This window comes from Vibrio satsumensis (assembly GCF_050337435.1).
Taxonomy (GTDB): Bacteria; Pseudomonadota; Gammaproteobacteria; order Enterobacterales; family Vibrionaceae; genus Vibrio; species Vibrio satsumensis.
Genome location: NZ_JAKJSX010000006.1, coordinates 139016 through 155910, shown reverse-complemented (window position 1 = coordinate 155910; position 16895 = coordinate 139016). Strand labels below are relative to the sequence as shown.

Sequence of the window (16895 nt, the reverse complement as noted above, 5' to 3'; positions counted from 1 at the left end):
AAGATATTAACAAGAAGAAAAAAATATTCAATGGCGGTTTTAAAATGAATAATAAAATTCCATATACAAGCTATTCAGGAAATTCAAAACACCTGTGTAAAAAAGGTGATGCAGTTGAATTTATTCAACCTTGGTACACGCCAATTTCTACGACACCAGAAAATACCGGAATGGCAATCGGTGGTATCGGTAATACATTTACACTGACGCCAAATGGCAACACGCCAAACTTCAGTTTCATTCCAGGGATATTTGTCGACTGCTCACAACAAGCTATTAATTTTAATGATTTTTATGCGTCAGTGATGGATGTGCCGACCACTGAAAAGCTCCAAGTTCTTAACGAGCAAGAGCTTAGTGTGCACCTGAATTTTTACCCAGCGCTATTCGATGGAAAGAAGATAGATAAAGAAAAAATTTCGAATGCAATTAACCTTATTCGTGCCGCATTAGAAAATGGTAATTTCTATAAAGAAAATAAAGATAACTTTATAAAGTGGAATGTCGAGTTTTCTAATAAGACTACATTATTAATTGAATCCGATTCATCATCGATTGATTGTCAATTATATGTAGCCTTAGATTTCTTTAATGGTTTATTAATAAATGGTACAGCGAGACAGTTATCACTAACTGCGGGAAATAATAGTGATATAGAAAGTGTTAATGGTAGCGATATAGAATATAAGGCTTTATATCCATTAGCTGAATATCAATATAATAGTTTTGATGGTATTAATATAAAGCGAAAGGTAGTCTCGCCGATCGTTAAGGAGGATAAACGCCTCTGTTCTTTGCCGATGCACTGGAACCACTTCCAACTTACTAACCAATCACAGCAAACACGCGTGATTACTCTTGCTCAACCTCTACAAAACTTGATCGGTTCAACCTACCGGAAAGGTCGTGATGGGATTCAAGATTCGGCGTGTACCTTGTCTCAAAACCCGATTGATCAGCAGCATCAAGCGGTGAAGCTTAATGGTGAAAGCTACGGTTTTACTGGTGTTCAGCTCACAAGTCAGTCCCCTTATCAAAGTGACATTGAGGGTGAGGTGGTGTTTGGTGTTCAAGCCGAAAACCGTTTGATGGAGTCGGGCAAGGTATCGGTGTCTGTTAAGCCAACGCTTTATACTTCGAAAGTGACCCAACAAACCGAGTTCGCATTGAAAACCGGCCGCACTAACGCTGAATTCCAAACTGGCATTTACACAGGGCGCGAAGCATTGAGCGCACTTGTTGTGGTACAGGTTGAATTGGAGCCGGGTGAGTCTGTAGACCTGCGTTTTGCACAAGTGATGGCACATAGCAAAGTGATGCTTAATGGCTGGAACTCGGAGAAGGCTTATACGCAATTCTACCCTCAAGCTAAACCTGCCTTACCTATGTTAGAAGATGTCTTGCCAAAGCTTGAGGTGATTGAGCAGAAGCTCGTTGAGCAGCAGACTGCTTTCCTAGAGCAAGCTCAGAGTAAGATATCACAGCCTGAATCAGCACTGCGCTATGCGACGATGGCGATGAACTCACTATCATTCCTTGCTGAATCAACAGTATGGGATAAAGAAGATAAGTTCCTAGTGAAAGAGTGTGTTGATTACCCATTCTTTAACTCTTTGGATGTGTATTTCTACGGATCATTTTCATTGCTCTATTTGCTACCTGAACTTGATGGCTGCGTGATGAAAGAGTTCTCAAAAGCCATTTTGGCCGAAGACTTTACTCAGCGCCGCTACTGGGAATATGAAGCGACACCGAATGCTGAATTGATTGATGAAAAGTACCAAGGTGTGCGTGCGATTCGAGGTGCAGTAATCCACGATTTGGGTAGCCCGTTCGACATTCAGCCTGACGCATATAGCTGGCATAATGTTAAGGAATGGAAGGACTTAGCACCGAAATACATTCTGATGGTGTACCGTCATTACCAAAACACACAAGATATGTCAGTGGTTAAAGAGTGCTGGCAAGCCGTTACAGAGAGCATCGATTTCTTATCGAACTTGATTGCTGAGGGCGATGATTTACCACTCACTCGAGGTACTGACGATACCTTCGATAATCTCGCTTCACATGGTATCTCTATTTACTGTGCGAGCCTCTGGGTTGCTGGCCTTCAAGCCGCGAGTGAACTTGCACAATTAATGGGTGAAGACGATCTGGGTTCGGACTACCTAACACGTTCTAAAAAGGCATTAGCCACGGTTGAGCAGAGCTTGTGGGATGAGAAAGAGGGTTATTACCACTTCTTCGTGACGCCTGTCCAAGCCAAGCATCTCACCGGTGAAGGCTACCAAGCTTTGGAAACTCTGGGGTTGGTTTTAACGGGTGATGCGATTGCTGATAAGAATATGCTTAACGACTATCTACAAACCGATACTTCGATAAACATCGGTAAGGTAGCTCAACGTGTCTCCAAGAAACGTTTGTTGAGTGAAACGGCACCTCAAGCTTTCACGCAAGAATATCTAGACTTGGTACCCGATTCTGACAATAGCTTTGGTGATGCGCTGCTTGCCGATAGTTATCTCAAACTGATTGGCCTAGAGGGTATTTTCCCGCAACAGCGCATTCAGCGTGCATTGGACTATGTTTATAAACATAACTTCGAGATTAACAGCCCTAAACTTGGGGTGGCGAATATGACGCTCGCGGATGGTTCTCCACATGAGGCTTTTCAGGCGCAAGACGTGTGGATTGGCGTGCAATTTAGTGTCGCGACAGCGTTGAGTTTAGCGGGCAAATCGCAGCAAGCAGAAACATTAATGGATACCGTGTATACCGCGCTGTATGACTATTCAAAAATTCCATTTGCCGCACCAGAAGGGTTCAACTGTTCAGTCTCATTTGATGAGAAAGATCTTTCAGAGTCTTTTAAATTGTCACAAAGTGATGCGAAAAAGTGGATTAATGCACTTAAATTGCAAAACTGTGTGCTGTCTGACGGTCGGGTTAATCCTAGTTTGACGAAAGACAATGATAAATTTGTTAATATGGTACAAGGTGAAATTTCAGCGGATCAAGCTACGGTTCTTCACAAGTGGCTTCTGAGCACAGGTTTGAAATATACCGCGGGTCGCTACTTCCGACCGGGGATGATTTTCGCCTACTTATATTAATTAAATAGTATGAGTTTCACCTTGAGCAATGTTGAGTTGAAACTGATGGGGAGCTTTAGGGCTCCCCTTAATGTCATTGGGTTAGGGTATTGAGATGCGCACTAAAACTAAAAAAACCACCGTATACGATGTAGCGAGGCTAGCTGGCGTTTCTCCAAGCACGGTTTCTCGTTTTCTTAATCGAACAACCTATGTGTCGGATGATAAAAGCCAGAATATCGAGCAGGCAATCAAAGACACCGGCTACAAGCCGAATTTTCAAATGCAGGAAAACATTAATCGCCGTTCATTAACGATTGGTGTATTGGTGCAGCATCCTGATAGCCCTTATACCAGTCGTATTCTTAACGACATGGAGAAAACCCTGATAGCTCAAGGCTATTCGTTAGTGATAGCTACCGGGCATTGGCAAAAAAAGCTCGAAATACATGCCTTGGAGTATTTAGCTAAGAGTAATGTCGATGGCATGATCATCGTGACAGGCAGCATCACCAAAGAGGACATCGCTAAGTATGCGCAAGACATTCCGGTTGTTGCAGTGGGCTATGACATGGTTGCAGATAATGTTCGCTCAATTAACATTGATAATGTGTTGGGTGGTTACATGGCAACCCTCCACTTGCTCCAACAGGGGCACGTGAATATTGCTCATATCAAAGGGCTTTCTAGCCAGCCAGACGCAGGTAATCGCTTTGAAGGCTATAAGAAAGCGCTTCAAGAAGCGGGCATTAAGGTGATGCCAAAGCTCGTCAAGCAAGGGGATTTCAGTAGTGAAACTGGCTATGAGAAAACCGTGGAATTAATAGAATCTAAGATTCACTTCTCTGCTCTGTTTGCCGCCAATGACCAAACGGCTTATGGGGCGATTAAGGCGCTCCATGATCACGGCTACAAAGTGCCAGAAGATGTGTCAGTAATAGGGTTTGATGACTTACCAACGTCGAAGTATTTCACGCCAGCATTGACGACTTTGAGGCAGCCGATTGAAGAGATTGGCGAGGTGTGTGCTCAGTCGATCTTGAACTTGTTATCTGGCGAGCGACATGAAGCTCGTTTACCACCGATTGATTTAATCGTCAGAGAGTCGACTAAGTCTCTGTATCGCTAGTTGATGTTGAAGTGATTGAGTCTTAGGGGATGACGTTGAAAGGCACATTATTTCCCTTCAGAAACGAAAAATGTCGCATCCATGCGACATTTCTCTTTTGGCGGCCAAACCAGTTTTGCTATATCCATTCTAGAGTGCAATCCATTAGATGCTTTTTCAGAATGTATCTATAAGACGCTGTTAATCTTGATTAGTTCCCTTTAAGCTGCATTTTTTTCCGAATTATTTTCTAAATCGAATGACGCAGCGATGAGTTTCTTGGTGTAGTCGTTTTTCGGCGCATTAAAAATCTCTTCAGCAGAGCCTTCTTCCATCACTTCACCCTTCTGCATCACCAATACACGATCTGAAAGTGCTTTCACTACTGAGAGGTCATGACTAATGAACAGGAAGCCAATATTGTGCTTAGCTTGAATATCTTTCAGTAGGTCAATCACGGTCAGTTGTACTGAGCGGTCGAGTGCTGACGTCGGTTCATCCAACAAGATGAAAGATGGCTCAAGGATCAACGCACGAGCAATCGCGATACGCTGTCTTTGTCCGCCAGAGAATTCGTGCGGGTAACGGTTAATTGAGTTTGGCTCTAAGCGAACCTCAATCAGTGCTTTACGCGCTCTTTCTAAACGTTCTTGTTTTGACAAGTGAGGTTGATGCACCGTTAAGCCTTCGGTGATGATCTCCCCAACCGTCATACGTGGTGATAAAGAACCATAAGGGTCTTGGAACACCATCTGCACATCTTTCTTAAGCTTGTGACGTTCTTTATCGGTTAATAAACTCACGTCTTGGCCCTTGTAAACAATACGTCCGCTGCTTGGCAGCAAGCCGATCAATGCGCGTCCAAGGGTTGATTTTCCTGAACCAGACTCTCCCACAATACCTAAAGTCTCACCTTGTTTCAGTTTCAACGAAATGCCTTTAACCGCTTCGAAGTACTGGTTCTTACTTTGGATAAAGTGAGATTTGATCAAGAACTTCACGCGAATATCTTCTGCACAAAGCAGTTCAGGTGCGGATGCCTCAACAGGAACTTTCGCGCCTTTCGGAATTGAGTTAATTAGCATACGTGTGTAATCGTGTTTAGGGCTATCGAATAGCTCTTGAGTAAGCCCTTCCTCGACCAATTCACCCTTACACATCACCAGCACACGGTCAGCAAAGTGCTTCACTACACCGAGATCATGGGTGATGAACAAAATAGCCATCCCCATCTTGCCTTGTATCTCTTTGATAAGAGAAAGCACTTCTGCTTGAACCGTTACATCGAGTGCTGTGGTGGGTTCATCGGCAATCAGAATATCCGGTTCATTGATCAGTGCCATTGCGATCATGATGCGCTGTAACTGACCACCTGAAAATTCATGGGGGTACTTGGTGTAAGCCTGATCTGGCATAGGTAAATGCACAAGGTTGAACAGCTCTAACACACGCTGTTTTGCTTTTGATTTCGATACCTTACGGTGACACATAATGGCTTCCGCCACTTGAGTACCGACACGCAGGTATGGATTCAAAGAGGTCATTGGTTCCTGAAAGATCATGCCGATTCTATCGCCACGAATTGACTGCATTTCTCGCTCAGTCTTTCCTAGAATCGATTGTCCCTCAAACTCGATTTCTGATTGTTGATCGATAATCGCGTTATCAGGAAGCACACGCATAAGCGCGTTGGAAGAGACTGATTTACCTGAACCTGATTCACCAACAATGGCCAAGGTTTCGCTTGAGTTAAGGGTAAAGTTAACCTTTTTGACCGCATCAATGATTCCATCATTGGTGGTGAAGCTAACGGAGAGGTTATTGACTTTAAGTATGGCCCGGTCCGACATGATATATCCTTATCAATTTAAGACATTAGGTGAAGATTGAACTTCTGACGTTGTTTTAAGTTGCCCAAAATGGTGATGAGCACGTTGTATTTGTTCTAATTCGAGCATCCAGTGCGAACTGCGCTGAGCGCTGCAAAAAGCGATCAGGTGATTGAGTAAATCTTCGCTCTGCTTTTCCAGTAACCCAAAGGTACGTTGAATCAGATCAGTGTTCTCAAGAGAGATAAATTGCATCAGCGCGTAAGATTGATTCAGGGTATCGAAGGCTTGTTGATGCTGACCTAAGCGGTTGAGTATCTCGGATTGAGCGACACTGGCGTCTCTCAACCCGGCAAGCAGGCATGCAAATTGGCAGGGTTTGATATCGCTTTGGTATGCGGCATCTTGGATGTGATGAGGAAGAGAGGTTAGAACATCACCATAGAGGCGCTGTGCTTCGGGCCAGTGACCTTGTTCCATTAACTGTTCAGCTTTTAGGTAGTGCATCCAACATCGTTCAATTTCCATATCCACATCCTCAATTTATAATATCTTAAAATGTTAATGATATTTATTATCAATTGCAAATTAAAATCATTCACATGTTAAGTTGGTGAATTAAATGACGGGCTATTCCTAAATATGGCTTAAATTGTGTGTTATTTGTTCGGTTGAACAGCTGTGTAGCGTAAGTCACTAAATTTGTAGGAAATTACATCTACACTGATTTTATCTACACCCAAGTAATGAAGGACTAAGGAGGCGGCGATGGCGATGCAAAGGCTCAATACAGAACAACTGTATCAGGTAGCGGAATTAGACAAGCTACCATGTAAGTCGACCAAAGAACTGGCTCCAATTGACGAAATCGTCGGACAGGAACGGGCACAAAAAGCCGTTGAGTTCGCGATGTCAATTAAGGAAAAGGGTTACAACATTTATGCGATAGGGCGAAATGGTCTGGGTAAACGCACCATGATCTTGCGCTATCTAAACCGTCACCCTCAAGAAGTGCAGGAGCTTTTTGATTGGTGTTATATCGCGAACTTCGAAGATATTCGTACACCTAAGGTACTGAAATTGCCTCGTGGCGTAGGCAGCAGCTTAAAGCAAGATATTGAAAAATTGATGCGTAAGTTGCTAAAAGGTATGCCTCTAGCGTTTGATAACGAGATGTACTTTAGCCGTGCTGACAGGCTTAAAAACCAATTAGCAGCTAAGCAACAAGCCGCGTTAGAAAGCATTAGCCAAGAAGCGAAAGATAAAGGTATCAACCTGACGATCACCACTCAGGGTGATTACCAGTTCGTGGCAATGAATGGTGATGAGCTCCATACCGAAGAGAGCTTCGATCTACTGTCGCCGGAAGAGCAAGATCAATTTGATAAAACCATTGATGGATTGGAAGTCGGACTGCGAACCATTTCTCGTGAATTGACTGAGCTTGAAGAGACGTACACAGAGAAAATTCAAAAGCTAAATGATGATACGGCGCGAGATGTGATTACTCACTTTATCAAGCAGTTGAAGCAGGATTACAGTCAATATCCAGAGATCAAGAAGTATCTCACGGCATTACGTAAGGATATTGTTGATAACGCCGATATTTTTCTAGAAGAGAGCACAGAGCAAGCCGAAGTTGCAACGGCCTCTTTGGATAAGAAAATGCCGCGTCGCTACAAGGTCAATGTGATTGTGAGCCAGAAAGAGGAAGCGATGCCGATCGTGGTAGAGGAGAATCCGAATTACCACTCTCTGTTTGGCCATGTGGAAACCGCGACCTTTAAAGGCACCGTATTTACTGACTTTTCATTGATTCGCGCAGGTAGCTTGCACAGAGCAAACGGCGGCGTACTGTTGATGGATGCGGTCAAGGTACTTGAGCAGCCGTACGTTTGGGAAGGCTTGAAGCGAGCGCTGCGTTCACGTCAATTGAGTTTCACTTCACTAGAGAAAGAGGTGACCTTAACGGGGGCGGTATCGCTTGATCCTGAGCCTATTCCATTGGACGTTAAGATCATTCTGTTTGGTGATTACCGAACTTACCAGCTTCTGCAACACTACGATGCGGAGTTTGGTGAACTGTTCCGTGTGACAGCCGATTTTGAAGATGAGATGAAGCGTACTCCCGACTCTGAAATGCATTACGCGCGTTTCATTTCGAGCATCGTGCATGACAACAATATGCTGCATTGTGACCGTAAAGCGATTGCTCGCATCATTGAGCACAGCTCTCGTCAGGCGGGTGACCAAGGCAAGCTTTCCCTGCACTCAGCACACATTGCTAACCTGCTTCGTGAGTCAAACTACGTGGCTAGAGGATCAAAATCGAACCTGATTCGTGCAACACACGTCGACCAAGCGCTATCGAACCAACAGATGCGTGTCGGACGACTGCAAGACAGCGTGATGGAAACCTTCACTAATGGTACAACGCTAATCCATGTGGATGGTGAAGCGGTTGGACAGGTCAATGCTCTGTCTGTGTTAAGTACAACTGACCATATGTTTGGCGCGCCGAACCGAATCACGGCTACCACGGCTTACGGTGACGGCGAAGTAATTGATATCGAAAGAAACGTCGACCTAGGTGGCAGTATTCACTCGAAAGGTGTGATGATCTTGTCGGCTTATCTTTCTTCTGTGTTTGGTAAGACAGCGAAAGTACCGCTTACCACTAACATCACCTTCGAGCAATCGTATGGTGGCGTCGATGGTGACAGTGCGAGTATGGCCGAGTTCTGTGCGGTGGTGTCGGCGTTTTCTAAGCAGCCAAACCGTCAAGATATCGCAATTACTGGCTCGATGAACCAGTTTGGTGAGTCTCAACCAATTGGTGGCGTGAACGAGAAGATCGAAGGCTTCTTTGATGTGTGTGAAATTAAAGGTCGTTCAAGTGAGCAAGGTGTGATCATCCCGCGTTCGAATGTTCATAACCTGATGCTGCGCAGCGACATCGTCAAAGCGGTTGAAAAGGGAGAGTTCAACATCTGGGCCATCGACCATGTAACAGAAGCGATTGAACTGTTCACAGGTAAAGCTGCTGGTGAGGCTAGTGATGAGGGGAGCTACCCAATCGATACTATCTTTGGTATCGCGCAAGCTAAACTGAACGCACTGCGTAAATAACCGTATAGCTAATTAGTTTAATGCTTAGATAAACAGTTAAACAAATAGCTAGAACACAAAAGCCATCGATTTTAGAGTCGATGGCTTTTTATTTGTTGAGGTTTGGCTCGCTAGGAGCCATTTGTTTTTGGTCAGCTTACGGTATTCGGAGAAAGTCGCGTCTTAAAAGGCGTTAACCGTTTCGTAAGCAGAGCTTGGTGCCATCGAACTTCAACTTTGCCAATAAGTGTTTGGCGTTAGCTCGGCCAATATCATCAAATTCAACACCGTATCGAGCGTAGTGCGTCGATTTTTGCAGATTACAGATAATGCCTCGCAATGGCGGAATCAGCGGACCGTTGTAATTCTCAGGAGTTATCTCAATAGACACTCGATCGGCAATCTGAATCGCACGAGAGGTCGGTGAGGTCACAAAGCGACAGCCACTTTTCGATAAGTCTCTTATCTCGCAGTTTGCTCGTTGGTCGTTGAAGATGATTCTTGAAGCTAAATTCACTTCATAGCGTGTCTCTTTACGCAGCTGAGTCACTTGCATCGTGCTTGGTGTAGACAGCACAAGAATAGGGAAGGGTTCACCAATCTTGTGGTGAATTTGGCTTCTAAAGTGGATAAGCGCACCTTCACCTCGTAGAGAATAAGCCCGAGCGGTCATCCAAAAACCTTCTTGAAAGAAAAAGTTCAGATCTTCATTGGATACATCAGGAACCTCAACCACAATACAATTATCACTGTGCGTACCGATAAATTTGGTGGTGGCGAGAAACTTAGTGCCAACGGGAGTTGAGACATTTAATGTCAGTTCACTGCCGTGCTCAATCATCGCTAGCGCATCAGTGCTATTGATGGTGGAAACGGTGCGATTACGAGGGTCTTGAAGTGCCTGATTATGCTCCAAAGGCTTCTTCAGGGGTGCGTTCATTATAGGTTCTCCATGCGCCAACATGCGTCTGTTAGTTATATTGGTAGCTTGCTAACAAGGGGGTATTACGTGCTAGATTTAGTGGACGTACTCACATAGATTTATAGAGTGCCTTTATCATTGCTGATTTTATATTAAGCCGATTGCACTAAATTATTTACTGTGTTTGTAAGTACTTAGTTTTATTTATATGCACTTGCGTTAGTCTATTACAAGGAACTCATACTTCAAACTTTTATTGTTTGTCGTATCAATTATTTGCAGGAGTTGAGAATGCAGGCAGTAAAATGGGATCAAGAAGTGAACCAGATCACGGTTGAGCTAGAACCCGACCAGTTCGCAGTCGTTAAGTATAAAAAGGACGGAGATGTACTACATATCACCTCGACACGCATTCCTGATGAGCTGCAAGGCAAGGGCTTTGGTAAGGTGATGATGGAGTCGGTTTTGCCCGAAATTGAACAAGCGGGCTTCAAAATTGTGCCGGTTTGTAGCTATGTTGTTCACTATATGAATAGGCAGCCACAGTGGTCACATCTTCTATCCGACAAAGCATAACAACGAGTAATATGTCTCAATCAATATCGTCGAATAATCGAGCTCAACTTCAAACTAGCTCAGATAAAAATCAGTCGGAACTCTATCAAAAAATTGCCGTCTCACTTGGCTTTAACCAAGGGTTTGGTGTCCAAGTGATTCAAAGCCTGTGGGGCGGGTATGGCGAGTTAGTTCGCTTGGTCTTTTCTCAAGAAAACAGTGCTGAACTCAAGAGTGTGATTGTTAAACATGTCGCATTGCCAGATAAAGCCGAACACCCAAAGGGTTGGAACACCAAACTCTCTCACCAACGCAAGGTGCACTCTTATCAAGTTGAGACGGAATGGTATCAATCGTTCACTCAAGAATGGGATGAGCGTTGCCCCGTACCTGTTGGGCTGCAATGTGAGTTGCAAGAGAACGAATGGCTGATTGTGATGCAAGACTTAGCGGATATCGGTTTTCCGTTAACCTCTCAATTTGATGTGCTTGCTGTGTCTGACGATCTGGCAACCAAAGATACTCAGTCTGAACTGGCGTCTGCTTACACTCTAGAAGAGCAGAAACAACGCGATGCTTGCCTTAAATGGCTCGCTAACTTTCACGCAAAGCACATCAATGTAGATCAAGAACAATCAGCCTTATTGTGGCAAGTCGGTACATACTGGCATTTAGACACACGCCCTGATGAGCTGAACGCATTGTCCGATTTACAATTAAAGCACCAAGCACAGCACATCGACCGCATACTCCGAGAGTGTCCATATCCAACCTTAGTGCATGGTGATGCCAAGCTCGCCAACTTCTGCTTTGATCCTGAGAGTGAAAAAGTCGCTGCAGTCGATTTCCAGTACGTCGGTCACGGATGTGCGATGAAAGACGTGGCTCTGTTTATGAGCAGTGCTGTCAGGCCGCAAGATTGCGCTGAACTTGAGTCACATATGTTAGAGACATACTTCCGATACTTGGAAGAGGCATTGACGTACTATCAGCCACAGCTTTCGTTTGATGAAGTCGAAGCCGCTTGGCGACCAATGTTCTATGTGGCGTGGGCTGATTTTCAACGTTTTGTCAAAGGTTGGAGTCCAGAACACTGGAAGATCAATCCGTATACTGAGCAATTGACTCAAACGGTGATTGAGCAGCTAGAAAGCCCAGAATAAATTGCCTTATATCTGTAAACCACAAAAGAAAAAATCGCCCAATTTATGATTGGGCGATTTTGATTTTATCTAGCGTAGGCCTTAGTTCGGTTGGCTATCAGCTTCTGTTGTTCGTGTGTAAGCGAGCTTATTGGCAAGTTTGAGTTTTTTATTGAAACCCTCTTTATCAATATCCCCCATTACTCGCGCAGGCTCTATTTCACCGCTGGTGGGTGAGTAAAAGAAAATCGCTGGAGGGCCAAATACATTCTTATCATTGAGCCACGCCATTTGCTCGGGAGAACTCTCAGTCACATCAAGTTTTATGGTTTTCCACTCTTTAAGCTTTTGACTCACTTGTTGGTCGTTGAACACGTTGGTTTCAATCACCTTACAAGACACACACCAATCTGCGTAAAGGTCGACTAGCACCTTTTGATCGCTGCTCGCTGCGGTTTGCAACTGTTGTTCTAGCTGAACAATAGAGTCTGTTTTTTCAAAGGGAGTGATCGCAATGGATTGGACTGAGTCCCTGTTTTCAAGTGGGTTCAGAGGGTCTGTATTACCTAAGAAAAATCCGACAAATAAAATTAAACCATAGCTCAATGGTAGCAAAGCAGAGAACTTACGAGTACGCGCCCAACCCGGTTGTGCGGCTTCTAAAGCACCGAAATGTACACCAGAACCGATGGCGAGCAGCGCCCATAAGATCATAATGACCGATGGAGCGACAAAGCGGCTTAATAGCACGATAGCAACAGCCAATAGCAGCACGCCAAACACTTGTTTAACTGAAACCATCCAAGCGCCACTTCTTAATAACAGACGCCCGCCACTTGCGCCGATAGCGATAAGCGGTATGCCCATACCAAGCGCCATAACGAACAGAGTCGCCCCACCAAACATCCAATCTTGAGTGGTTGAGACGTACAGCAACGCACCAGCCAATGGAGCACTGACACAAGGTGACACAACCAAGGCTGATATTGCGCCCATGGCAAAGACACTGGCGATCTTACCGCCTCCAAGCTTGTCTGAGCCGCTGTTGAGCTTTTGCTGCAGGGCGGCAGGCAGTTGGAGTTCATAGAATCCGAACATCACCAATGCGAGCAGAACAAAAACCGCTGCAAAGCTACTTAACAACCAAGGCTGTTGCATCGCGGCTTGCAGGTTGACGCCTTTTGCCAAGGTGGTGACTAAGATCCCCGTCATGGCATAGCTGGTCGCCATACCCAGAACATAGGAACTGGAGAGTGCCGCACCTTTTTTGCCTGTCATCGCTTTTTCGCCACCGATGATACTGGCTAAGATTGGAATCATCGGCAGTACACATGGCGTCAGAGACAAGCCTAGGCCAAGCAAGAAGAACACAAGAAGCGCTTGTAACTTACCGGCTTGGGATAGGAACGAAGATAAGCCATTCGTATCCTCACTGATCTCACCTAAGGTTTGATATAGAGAGTTTGATGTCTCCTCAACTTGGGCTTCAGCTACGGTTTCGAGCATCGGCAAATCGAGCACTAACTTTTGCGGCAGATAACAAAGCCCTTTGTCTGCACAGCCTTGGTAACGCACGATGAGTTTGCCACTTCCGGTGTAAGGCACGGTAACGGTAAGCGGTTCGTGAAATACGATGACGTTACCAAAGTTAGGATCCTCTTTCTGTTCACCTGGCAGCGAATAACTCGGTTCTAACGTAGATAATGACGACTCACCTTTGAACGAAAATCGAGATTGATACAGGTAGTAGCCCTTGTGCGTATCAAAGCTGATTACCGCGCCTTGGTCTGTGGCTTCCCATGTGACGGGGAAGGCCTCTTCAACGGGAAGAAACTCGTTTTCTTGAGCATGCAAAAAGCTGCTAAACAATAGAATTAACGTAAGTAGGTAGCACTTCATAGATGAAGGAACTCCGTGTTTTGGTGAATGTGTAATTGATCGTCGATGTAGATAACAGCGCTATCTTCAGGTACTGATATGTTGGGATTCAATGTCAGTGAAGTACTGAGCACGCCTGCTTCTAATGTGGACGACGAGATAGCGGTAACAGAAAGGATCTTCTGCTCGACATCTTGCTTTGACAGAATATGAGAGGTGGTCTTGTCACCAAATTGCACTTGGCGTTCACTGTGAGCTGAGGTCGTGAGCGCTGCGTTCGTTAACGGAACTGCGAAAAATGGGGTCTTGTTGTCTCTTGGATCTAAGACAGCAATGTTAAATGCCGAGCCATCCGGTTTGGTTCCTAGCGCATAGATGTCACCGCCAAAATTCACTAACATCGACGTCGCGCCGAGTTGTTTTCCGATCGCTACGGCTTGGTCAACGGCGTACTCTTTGATGACGCCGCCAAAGTCGAAGCGAGTGCGTGAATCAGGGACGTGTAGCCTCGTCCCTTGTAAATCGATGGTTCCTTGTAGATCGACAGTGCCTTTTAGATCCATTGTCCCTTTCAGCTCCCACGCTTGCTTACCCAAAGCAGAAGACAAGGCTTGGAAAGCATGACTGTGCAACATCTTCGGCTTTTGTTTTAAAAGATGTTTGATGCTTCCGACCGTAGTATCAAAGGTATCGAACGTGAGTTGACTTAATCGGTCTAGGTGTTGGAAAACCTCGGCAGATTCTGGGTCGAGTTCAATGTCACATGACGCTCTTTGATTAATGCATTGTGTTAGCCACGAGTCGTCGCAGTAGAAGTTATACTTGCCTTCCAAACGGCGTGTGTTTTGCTCTATCTTGGTCGCGATTGCTGTTGCACTTGCCTCTGGAAAGTTAGCCAAATCCATCGACAAAATTTGCACTTCACACGGCACTGTCATCGCATGAAAGCGGTGCACAAAGGGTAGATTAGAACTCATAGGTTGCTCCAACCGCCCACCATTGCGCTTCAAAACCGTTGCTCTGTTCGTAATATGCAGCAAGCGCATTTAAGCGTAATTTCTTATGCACCTTGATACTCGCTCCTAGCTCATAGGCATTGGCGGTGAAGTTACCTAAGCGCAGATCTGAAGTTGCGTATCCGGATGATGCAAATGAAGGATCCGCACTACTTGGGTCGCGATAGAAATCGGCCGCATCTTGCGTGTACCAGAAATAACCCGGTGCTAACGTTAACCATTCACTCACTCGCCAAGATAATTTGCCGCCTAACTGGTGAGACATTACGCCCCAATCATCCATAAACCATTTGTATCTTGGTCGGATTTTTAGACTGTCGGACAATGAGTAAAAAGCTTGGATATTAATACCGCCAGAGAGTCGCGTATCCGGTCGAGAATCTTGTCCCAAGAACACTTCATCATCATCGATCTTTCCGTCGTCGTTGATATCGACTTCACGCAGAACCGTTAAATAGTGATTGCTCAAATAGCCACTGCGGTAACCCGTGTAAGCAGTAAAAATGCTGTATAGATTCGGCGTGAAGGTTTGTGATAATCCGGCTTCTAAACTGCCGGTGAAAATGTCTTCCCAGCTCTGGCTGTTTGATGAAGCCAACGAGTATTTGCCGAACGCTTGAGTCTGATCGAAAAGGGCAGAGCCACCTAGACTGTACGAACGGTTTTTCGTGCTGTCGGCATAGACCAAACCTTTGGCATTGATACCAAGGCTTTCGTAATCTTCTTCTTGAGAGGCGTTGCCACCTAAGGTCCATTCGTTACGTAAGGTATCGCGATAGGTCGCGCTTAAGCTGATGGATTTTCTAGTGTCTTCAAGGCCTACTTTTTGGATTTCATAGCCGCTGCGGTGAGGATCGTAGCCAGCACGAATCACTTCGTTGGTTTTGTTTTGCGCTTGCTGAGTTTTAAGGGCGCGATTGATCTGATCTGCATTCGAAGCAGGAGGTGTCGTTGGTCCCCACGCTGGTGAGGCACCGGAAACACTGTCGTAGCTTATCTCTGCGTTGAGTGTCCAATCTAAGCCGATACTTTTCTCAATCGAAACCATGGTGTCATTGGCTGATACTCTGTCATCGTATTCCTCATAGCTCAGGTAGTGAACAGAGATATGATCTTCAGCTAATGCCACGTTAGCCACTGCCGCTGCACTCAGCAGCGTAATTGGTAATTTTTTCATTTTGTTCTTATTTTGTTTTGAAGTACTGATTTATTCGTTGAAGGAGCGGTTAGTTACAACCACAACCTCCGCCACCAACGCCACTGCCGCCGACGGAACCTTGTTTGTAAGCGAAGACCTTTTCAGAAAAGACGTCGAACTCAGGCACTGTGCCGCCGGGTTTCATCTCTTTTTGAGCCAATGTGCCTTTTTCCCAAGGCTTTACAGGTTCAATACCAAGAAACTCATCAACGAAAGCCAAAGCAGAAGGTTTGTTACTCTCTTCTGGTGCTTTCTGTTCGATAACCAGTTGCTTTGCCTTGGGTTTCACCATTTCAATGTTTCGTCTGGTTGCACGTTTTGCTTCTTGGTTTGAATAATCACCGCCACTTGAATAAACGGTGCTGGAGATGATCTCTTCTTCAACGATAGGACCTTCGTTTTTGTCAGTGGCTTGTTGCTCAACGGGCTTTTTGCCCAGACCACTGAGGTCGAGTTCTAGCGTGGCATTAGCCGTCATTGGAATAGCGAGTAGCCCAACAAGGGTGACTTTGATTAACATTACAGTTGCACTCCCATCTTGGTGAGGTCATCAGTAATCACATCACTAATGTGGTTAATGGCACCAAAACGAATCTTGATAACCTTGCCTTGGTAGATGTAGTAAAGCGCAGGCATGCCGATAGGTTTAAACTCTGCGATCAACGCTTGTTCAGGGTCGTTAACAACAGGGAACTCCAGTCCGAGTTGTTTTTGAAACTCCAAGCCAACCTCAACATCTTCATCCACATCAACGCCTTTAAACGTGACGCCTGTGCCTTTGAGTTCGGTGTAGAGTTGATTGACTTCTGGTAGCTCTTCACGGCAAGACACGCACCACTCTGCAAAGAAGTCGACAATGGTCAGTTCATCCTTGTTGAGTTGAAGTTTTTCTATGACGTCTGGCGACAACGAATCCCCTTCTTGATAAGCCAATGCAGGTAAAGAAAGGCACAGCGCCAATAGTGCTAGGGCTCGTGTAAACATGTTTTTCTCCATATTGTTTTTAACTTGTTTGTTTTTAATTCAATGCTTAAATTCAGGTGT

General features: G+C 45.1%; 13 protein-coding genes. 5 read left to right on the top strand and 8 right to left on the bottom strand.

Features of this window, described 5'->3' with window-relative positions; genetic code table 11:
• Positions 1 to 44: 44 nt before the first annotated feature.
• Together L4C44_RS08210 and L4C44_RS08205 are read left to right on the top strand one after the other, a co-directional pair.
• Positions 45 to 3116, top strand: coding sequence for a GH116 family glycosyl hydrolase (locus L4C44_RS08210; RefSeq protein WP_428804836.1), 3072 nt, complete (start codon positions 45 to 47; stop codon positions 3114 to 3116).
• A gap of 94 nt (positions 3117 to 3210) precedes the next feature.
• The gene (locus L4C44_RS08205) at positions 3211 to 4224 is read left to right on the top strand and encodes a LacI family DNA-binding transcriptional regulator (protein WP_050643642.1); all 1014 of its coding nucleotides are present in this window, start codon (positions 3211 to 3213) and stop codon (positions 4222 to 4224) included.
• A 200-nt stretch (positions 4225 to 4424) separates the two neighbouring features.
• Here the strand turns inward: L4C44_RS08205 and L4C44_RS08200 are convergent, their stop codons facing one another.
• Both L4C44_RS08200 and L4C44_RS08195 read right to left on the bottom strand, forming a co-directional pair.
• A complete protein-coding gene (locus L4C44_RS08200) occupies positions 4425 to 6053 on the bottom strand; it encodes an ABC transporter ATP-binding protein (protein WP_428804835.1) in 1629 nt (542 codons plus the stop codon).
• Positions 6054 to 6065: 12 nt separating this feature from the next.
• Positions 6066 to 6560: a hypothetical protein gene (locus L4C44_RS08195; protein WP_146490225.1), complete on the bottom strand. Its 495-nt coding sequence runs from the start codon at positions 6558 to 6560 to the stop codon at positions 6066 to 6068.
• Positions 6561 to 6800: 240 nt separating this feature from the next.
• Between L4C44_RS08195 and L4C44_RS08190 the strand changes: the two genes are divergently transcribed.
• Positions 6801 to 9161 (top strand): Lon protease family protein, encoded by a 2361-nt coding sequence (locus tag L4C44_RS08190; RefSeq protein WP_285954807.1) that lies wholly within the window; start codon positions 6801 to 6803, stop codon positions 9159 to 9161.
• A 172-nt stretch (positions 9162 to 9333) separates the two neighbouring features.
• Here the strand turns inward: L4C44_RS08190 and L4C44_RS08185 are convergent, their stop codons facing one another.
• Positions 9334 to 10080 (bottom strand): flagellar brake protein, encoded by a 747-nt coding sequence (locus L4C44_RS08185; RefSeq protein ID WP_146490227.1) that lies wholly within the window; start codon positions 10078 to 10080, stop codon positions 9334 to 9336.
• 273 nt (positions 10081 to 10353) lie between these two features.
• Here L4C44_RS08185 and L4C44_RS08180 point away from each other — a divergent pair, with 273 nt between their 5' ends.
• Together L4C44_RS08180 and L4C44_RS08175 are read left to right on the top strand one after the other, a co-directional pair.
• Complete coding sequence (locus tag L4C44_RS08180) at positions 10354 to 10638, top strand: GNAT family N-acetyltransferase (RefSeq protein ID WP_146490228.1); 285 nt, start codon at positions 10354 to 10356, stop codon at positions 10636 to 10638.
• 11 nt (positions 10639 to 10649) lie between these two features.
• Positions 10650 to 11780, top strand: a complete 1131-nt coding sequence (locus L4C44_RS08175) for a phosphotransferase (RefSeq protein ID WP_428804834.1) — start codon at positions 10650 to 10652, stop codon at positions 11778 to 11780.
• Positions 11781 to 11861: 81 nt separating this feature from the next.
• Here L4C44_RS08175 and dsbD read toward each other — a convergent pair whose 3' ends face one another.
• From dsbD to L4C44_RS08150, 5 genes are read right to left on the bottom strand one after another with little or no spacing between them, the layout of a single operon-like run.
• Positions 11862 to 13658 carry a protein-disulfide reductase DsbD gene (gene dsbD / locus L4C44_RS08170; protein ID WP_428804833.1) on the bottom strand — a complete coding sequence of 599 codons (1797 nt, stop codon included), beginning with the start codon at positions 13656 to 13658 and terminating at the stop codon, positions 11862 to 11864.
• Complete coding sequence (locus tag L4C44_RS08165) at positions 13655 to 14614, bottom strand: FAD:protein FMN transferase (RefSeq protein WP_428804832.1); 960 nt, start codon at positions 14612 to 14614, stop codon at positions 13655 to 13657. The genes dsbD and L4C44_RS08165 overlap by 4 nt, the downstream gene beginning before the upstream one ends.
• Positions 14604 to 15830 (bottom strand): DUF3570 domain-containing protein, encoded by a 1227-nt coding sequence (locus L4C44_RS08160; RefSeq protein ID WP_428804831.1) that lies wholly within the window; start codon positions 15828 to 15830, stop codon positions 14604 to 14606. Before L4C44_RS08160 ends, L4C44_RS08165 begins: the two co-directional genes overlap by 11 nt.
• Positions 15831 to 15879: 49 nt before the next feature.
• Positions 15880 to 16371, bottom strand: coding sequence for a DUF4266 domain-containing protein (locus L4C44_RS08155; RefSeq protein WP_229648677.1), 492 nt, complete (start codon positions 16369 to 16371; stop codon positions 15880 to 15882).
• Entirely contained in the window at positions 16371 to 16835 is a 465-nt protein-coding gene (locus L4C44_RS08150; protein ID WP_004732809.1) for a TlpA family protein disulfide reductase, read from the bottom strand. The genes L4C44_RS08155 and L4C44_RS08150 overlap by 1 nt, the downstream gene beginning before the upstream one ends.
• Positions 16836 to 16895 lie beyond the last annotated feature (60 nt).